We start from the raw sequence: 1,455 nt of genomic DNA, 5'->3' as shown, positions 1-1,455 counted from the left end.
CCTTCTGTTCGTCGCTCAGGTCATATTCGATGCGCGTGCGTGGCAAGTCCTTTGGCAACGCGGGGCGTCCCCTACGGGTGTGCCCTGTGACTGGAACCTTTGCCGGCTCAGAAGGTACAGGCATATCCATGGCGGCTTCGAACAGCTCGGCCTGACCCGCCAGGCGCTCGGAACTCGCGCCGAAGCGTGCGCGATTGAGCTGCGCAATCTGGTGCTGCAGGTTCTCCAATTGCTCCCACAACACGCACGCGAGCCGGTTCTGTTCGAGTGCAAAGGCTCGAAGCGCCTCGAGCTCGAGTGGCAGATCCCCGGCAGTGATGGCGGCGGGCAACATGTCAACCATGATGCCCAACTCGCGCGACGTTTACAAGCTTCGCGAGCCTGAATTGCGAGCGATTCAGGCGCTTATGCTACGCGCGTCACGGCGACGGCGCGATGAGGCTCGCGCGCTGGAATCTCTATACCTTCGAGCCAGGCATTGAGCTCCGCGAGCGTGAATCCGCGATGTGCCAGCGCCGCGGGCGATGGGAAATGCCCATGTTCAAGCCGCTTGTACCAAAGCGCGAACCCGGTGCGGTCCCAATAGAGACACTTCACCTTCGTGCGGTCCCGGCCGACGAACACGAACAGGTTGCCCGAAGCCGGCTTCTGCGCAAGCAGCGGTTCGACCAGATACGACAGAGTGTCGATTGACTTGCGCATGTCGACCGGCTCTCGGCAGATGTAAGCTCGGACGTCAGCGGCGATTAGCACCGTGCACCGCCAAGCTGTCCGAGCACGAAGCGCACAATGCGCTCGGCATGCACGCCACTCAGTTCGATGCGAACGCCGGCGATCGATAACGTAACGCGATCACGCGGCGATGTTGATGGCGTATCGGCTGGCGCAGATGGTGGCGTCGTCGCAGGCTCACCTTCGAGGCGAGCAATGAGAAACGCAGCGTCCGCCGTCACAGCCAGAGGACTCGCTGTGGAAGGTGCCTCGCCCGCAAACTTCTTGCGCCACAATCCGAAAGTGCTGACGGCAAGGCCTTGCTCGCGACAGAAGCGCCGGGTACCAGCGCCGCTCGTCTTCCATGCCGCCACCATCTCCCGCCAGAACGCCTCGCCCTGGCGGGGGCGACGTGCGCTCGTTTGCACAGTAGCTCGGTCGATCGCGTCGTCGCCCATCGCATCACCCCAATCACTACGATGGCGAAACCTTCGCATCGTGCACGCGGGCGTTCAAGACGGGTTGCGCTAACGGATACTTATCACGGGGCTTTTTACTGCGGGCTGGGATGACCGCCACAGAATAATGCGAGGCCATTTCTCCGTATGTCCGATTGATAATGGGATCGTAGAAGCTCGGCTTGTGCACGCCCGATTTGAGGTTGTCAGGCTTCTGTTCCCTCCGGCGTTATGTGCCCGAACGGTGTAGACGAGCGGTCGCATAAGGAGGCGCACGAGGGAAATG

General features: G+C 61.6%; 3 protein-coding genes. All 3 read right to left on the bottom strand.

Features of this window, described 5'->3' with window-relative positions; translation table 11 throughout:
* The coding region (locus AWB66_RS32490) for a transposase (RefSeq protein WP_200819133.1) at positions 1 to 343 on the bottom strand (343 nt) is incomplete at its 3' end.
* 62 nt (positions 344 to 405) lie between these two features.
* Positions 406 to 702: an IS66 family insertion sequence element accessory protein TnpB gene (gene tnpB, locus AWB66_RS32485; RefSeq protein ID WP_079486413.1), complete on the bottom strand. Its 297-nt coding sequence runs from the start codon at positions 700 to 702 to the stop codon at positions 406 to 408.
* A 44-nt stretch (positions 703 to 746) separates the two neighbouring features.
* Positions 747 to 1,169 carry an IS66 family insertion sequence element accessory protein TnpA gene (gene tnpA, locus AWB66_RS35055; RefSeq protein ID WP_159462994.1) on the bottom strand — a complete coding sequence of 141 codons (423 nt, stop codon included), beginning with the start codon at positions 1,167 to 1,169 and terminating at the stop codon, positions 747 to 749.
* Between the last annotated feature and the right edge of the window lie 286 nt (positions 1,170 to 1,455).

Origin of the sequence: Caballeronia telluris (genome assembly GCF_001544495.1) — a bacterium.
GTDB lineage: Bacteria > Pseudomonadota > Gammaproteobacteria > Burkholderiales > Burkholderiaceae > Caballeronia > Caballeronia telluris.
The sequence above is the reverse complement of the archived record's forward strand: the minus strand, read 5'-3'. Positions and strand labels throughout refer to the sequence as shown.